General features: G+C 68.3%; 3 protein-coding genes and 1 pseudogene. All 4 read right to left on the bottom strand.

All coding sequences use genetic code 11. From position 1 onward, the window contains the following. Positions 1 to 269, bottom strand: a pseudogene (locus VGC18_RS03440) (phosphate-binding protein); the annotation flags it as partial. Positions 270 to 423: 154 nt separating this feature from the next. Continuing rightward, positions 424 to 1,377, bottom strand: coding sequence for an NUDIX hydrolase (locus VGC18_RS03435; RefSeq protein WP_331094249.1), 954 nt, complete (start codon positions 1,375 to 1,377; stop codon positions 424 to 426). Continuing rightward, a complete protein-coding gene (locus tag VGC18_RS03430) occupies positions 1,374 to 3,551 on the bottom strand; it encodes an RNA degradosome polyphosphate kinase (RefSeq protein ID WP_331094247.1) in 2,178 nt (725 codons plus the stop codon). The genes VGC18_RS03435 and VGC18_RS03430 overlap by 4 nt, the downstream gene beginning before the upstream one ends. Positions 3,552 to 3,763: 212 nt before the next feature. Then, on the bottom strand, positions 3,764 to 4,493 hold a 730-nt coding region (gene mshD / locus VGC18_RS03425), incomplete at its 5' end, for a mycothiol synthase (RefSeq protein ID WP_331094245.1).

Here is a 4,493-nt window from a genome sequence, read left to right as displayed (position 1 = left end):
CCCTGCGACTTGTCGTAGTTGATGGTGACGCCGGTCGCCTGCGCCTTGAACGCCGCGGTCCATGCGGTCTCGGCGTTCGCCTGGGCGCTCGATCCGCCCGCGGTGATGGTGCCCGTGAGCGAGGGGTCGATCTTGAAGTTGACCGCGCTGCTGGTCGGCTTGGGGCTCGCTGAGCTGGCGGCCGGGGTGCTCGTGCTCGAGCAGCCGGCCAGGGCGATTGCTGCGGTGAGCGCTACCGCGCCGACTACTGCCGCATTCTTGAACTTCACTGTGTTCCCTTCAGGGGTGGTGATCACGGCGAGCGAGCGTCATGAGCTCAGCTGCCGCAGACCGGTGCTGGTCCAAGAGATGACCCTAGGAGCGGAGGTTAACCACGGTCGCGCCACAGAGTGAACGAGAGGTTAACAGACGACCAACAATGAGCTAATCGATTGCCGGCCCGTGGGTTTCTATGGCAACGAGCCCGTCCTCCGGATGCTCGACCGAGACGTGCAGAACGGTGAACCCGGAGGTCGGGAGCATGCCGGAGCGCCGCAGGGAGGCATCCACCTGGGCCCCGGTGGCGAGCGCCACCTCGTCGATGATCTCCGGGATGACCGGACCATGGCTGCACAACACGACCGACTGGGCCTTCTCGAGCCGTTTGCGGACGGTCTTGCGCACCTTGGCGGTGCCCTCCTCGTAGGCATCCTGGCTGAGTGAGACCGACTGCTTCACCGCCAGTCCGAGGGTGGAGGCGACCGGCTCGATGGTGGCGAGGCAGCGGACGGCCGTGCTGCTGACGAGGCGTTTCGGCGCCCAGGCGGCGATGGCGGGGGCGATGCCCCTCGCCTGTTCGAGCCCACGATGCAGGAGCGGGCGAGTGGAATCGGGGCCGTCCCAGCTCGAGGGGGGAACGGCCTTGCCGTGACGCAGCACGATCACCGCGAAGGTGCGGGCGGTTCCCGCCTTCACGCGCGCGGCGAACCGGTCGAGCACTTCGCGGTCGCGGTCATAGCTCATGGCTGCCCGTGCCGTCTTGATCGGCAGCCACTCGGTGGCGGCGATCTCGTCGTTCGGCACGAAGGTGGATGCCGCGACCATGTCCTCCGAGATCTCGGCCGCCCAGTAGTAGACGATCTTCTCCCGCCCGCCGGGCATCGTGTACTGGGTGGTGCCGAGGGCGGCCCCGAGCGCGACCGACAGGCCGGTCTCCTCGGCGACCTCGCGTACCGCGGTCTGCGGCGGCGTCTCGCCGGGATCGACCTTGCCCTTGGGCAGCGAGGTGTCGGCGCGGGCGGCGCGGTGCACGAGCAGCACCTCCGTCCTGCCGTTCACGATCCGCCAGCAGACCGCGCCGGCCGCGAGCGCCACGGAGGGACCAGCAAGGCCCGTCACCGGTTCGCCCCGCTCCGCTTCCTCTGACCGATCTGACGCATCAGGACGTTCTGCATGTCGTCGAGGGGCGAGCCGTCCTCCGCCAGGTGGTGGCGCATCCAGTTCCCCTCGGAATCGAGCCTCCACGACGCGGTCTTCTCCGACATCGCGAGATCGAAGATGCCCTCGATCTCGCGGAGGTGGTCGGGGCTGGTCAGTCGCACGAGAGCCTCGACCCGCCGGTCGAGGTTCCGGTGCATCATGTCGGCGCTGCCGATGTAGACCTGGGGATCGCCGCCGTTGACGAAGGAGAAGATCCGCGAGTGCTCGAGGTATCGCCCGAGGATCGAGCGCACCCGGATGTTCTCGCTCAGCCCCTCGACGCCCGGCTTGATGGCGCAGATGCCCCTGACGAGGAGCTCGATCGGCACCCCTGCCTGGCTCGCGCGGTACAGGGCGTCGATGATCGCCTCGTCCACGATCGAGTTGAGCTTGATCCTGATGCCGGAGGGCAGGCCGCGCTTCGCGTTCTCCGCCTCGGTGTGGATGCGCTTGAGCAGCCCCTTGCGCAGGTGCAGCGGCGCGACCAGCAGGCGCTTGAACTTCTTCTCGATGGCATAGCCGGAGAGCTCGTTGAACAGCCGGGTGAGATCCTTGCCGATCGTGTCGCTCGCCGTCAGCAGGCCGAGGTCCTCGTAGATGCGGCTGGTCTTCGGGTTGTAGTTGCCCGTTCCGATGTGGCTGTAGTGGCGCAGCTTGCTGCCCTCCTGGCGGATGACCAGGGCAAGCTTGCAGTGCGTCTTCAGCCCTACGAGCCCGTAGACGACGTGGACGCCCGCCTTCTCGAGCTTGCGGGCCCAGCTGATGTTGGCCGATTCGTCGAAGCGCGCCTTGATCTCGACGAGCGCGAGCACCTGTTTGCCCGCCTCCGCGGCGTGGATGAGGGCCTCGACGACCGGGCTGTCGCCCGAGGTGCGGTAGAGGGTCTGCTTGATGGCGAGCACGTTGGGATCGGCGGCCGCCTGCTCGAGGAAGGCCTGCACGCTCGTGGCGAAGGACTCGTAGGGGTGGTGGAGCAGTACGTCCTGCCTGGCGATCGACCGGAAGATGTCCGGGGCGGCGTTGGGCTCGGCCGGCATCAGGCTGACGCTCGTGGTCGGGACGTGCTTGCGGTATTTCAGCTGCGGGCGGTCGATCTTGGCGAGCTCGAACAGGCCGCCGAGGTCGAGCGGAGCCGGGAGCCGGTAGACCTCCTGCTCAGTGATGTCGAGCTCGCGCACGAGCAGGCTGAGGGTGAGCTCATCCATGTCGTCGGTGATCTCCAGCCGGATGGGAGGTCCGAACCGGCGGCGCAGCAGTTCGCGTTCGAGGGTCTGGATGAGGTTCTCCGACTCGTCCTCGTCGACCTCGACATCCTCGTTGCGGGTGACCCGGAACTCGTGGTGGTCGAGCACCTCCATGCCGGGGAACAGGTCGTTGAGGTGGTTGGAGATGAGGTCCTCGAGCGGGATGAAGCGCAGCAGGCCGCTGCCGTTGTCCGGCAGCTGCACGAAGCGCGGCAGCATCGGCGGCACCTTGAGCCTGGCGAACTCCTCCTTGCCGATCTTCGGGTTGCGCACCCGGATGGACAGGTTGAGCGAGAGGCCGGAGATGTAGGGGAAGGGATGCGCCGGGTCGACCGCGAGCGGCATGAGCACCGGGAAGATGCGGCTGGCGAAGACGTCGTCGAGGGCCTCGCGGTCGCTCGCGCCGAGATCCGCCCAGGTCTCGATGTGGATGCCCGCGTCGTCGAGCGCCGGCTTGACGAGGTCGCGGAAGGCCAGCGAGTGCCTCGCCTGCAGCTCGTGCGCCCGCTCCTGGATCACGGCGAGCGCCTCGGTGGGGGCGACGCCGATGTTCGTCGGCACGGCCAGGCCGGTGAGGATGCGCCGCTTCAGCCCCGCGATGCGCACCATGAAGAATTCGTCGAGGTTGCTGGAGAAGATGGCGAGGAAGTTCGCGCGCTCGAGGAGGGGGGTCGCCGGGTCCTCGGCCAGCTCGAGGACACGCGTGTTGAAGGCGAGCCAGCTCAGCTCCCGGTCGAGGTAGCGGCCGGCGGGAAGCGTCCCGTCGTCCACCCAGGCCGAGTCGTCGTAGTCGTCGTCCAGGCTGTCCGTGGCCAGCCCGGCATCATCGATGTAGGTATCGCTGTCCATTCCCTCATCATCCCACTCCGTCCTCCCGGAGCACGCGGATCGACGTGAACACGGGGTTAACTGCCCCGCCGTCCGCCCGCACCCGCCTTCCCCTTTCCGAAATGACGGAGTTTCGGCGGCGTAACGGCCCGTATCGTCGCGGTTCCGGGGTTTGCGTGCCGAAACTCCGTCATTTCGGAAAGGGGCAGGGCCGGCGGCGGAAGGGGGCGGTGCTACAGCTCGTACTGGATGTCGATGGAGTGCCGGGTGAACCCGAAGGAGCGGTAGAGCGCGAGCGCGGGGGCGTTGTCGGCCTCGACATAGAGGGAGGCGGTGCGGATGCCGCGGGCGGCCAGGCGGGCGAGGCCGGCCTGCACGAGACGCCTGCCGAGGCCCTCGCCCTGGCGCTCGGGAAGGACCCCCACCACGTAGAACTCACCGACAGTGCGGTCTTCGATCTTCAGCCAGCAGCATCCGATCATGGTGTCGCCGTCGCGCAGCACGAGGAAGTCCTCCGGGTCGAACCATGGTTCGCGCTTCAGCTCGTCCAGATCCGCCTGGCTCACCGAACCCTGCTCCGGATGGAACGAGAACGCCCTCGCGTTGAGCTCGAGCCACGCGGCATCGTCGAGACCCGGCCGGAAGGCCGTGAGACCGGTGGTCGCCGCGGCGATCGTGGTCGCCGTCGACGCGGGAACGGTCGCAGACACGGCGGGGACGGATGCCCGCAGCTGCAGCAGCTCCCGCACCGGGGTCAGCCCGTGGCTGGCCGCGAGCGCCCTCGCCGCCGGATGGTCCCCGTGCGCCCAGATCCTCAGCGCTCCGCCGGGACCGTCATGGTCCGCGACGATCCGCTCGAGCATGGCCGTGCCGTGGCCGCGGCCCCGCGCATCCGGCTCGACCACGAACTCCGCCTCGTGGTCCGCGACGATCGCCGCGGCGACACCGTCGGTGACGATCGCC

The sequence above is a fragment of the Lacisediminihabitans sp. genome (genome assembly GCF_036404185.1).
Classification (GTDB): domain Bacteria; phylum Actinomycetota; class Actinomycetes; order Actinomycetales; family Microbacteriaceae; genus Lacisediminihabitans.
The sequence above is the reverse complement of the archived record's forward strand: the minus strand, read 5'-3'. Positions and strand labels throughout refer to the sequence as shown.

Coding starts and splice junctions, on each gene's coding strand:
- VGC18_RS03430 (WP_331094247.1), bottom strand. CDS start 3,551: ATGGACAGCGATACCTACATCGATGATGCCGGGCTGGCCACGGACAGC.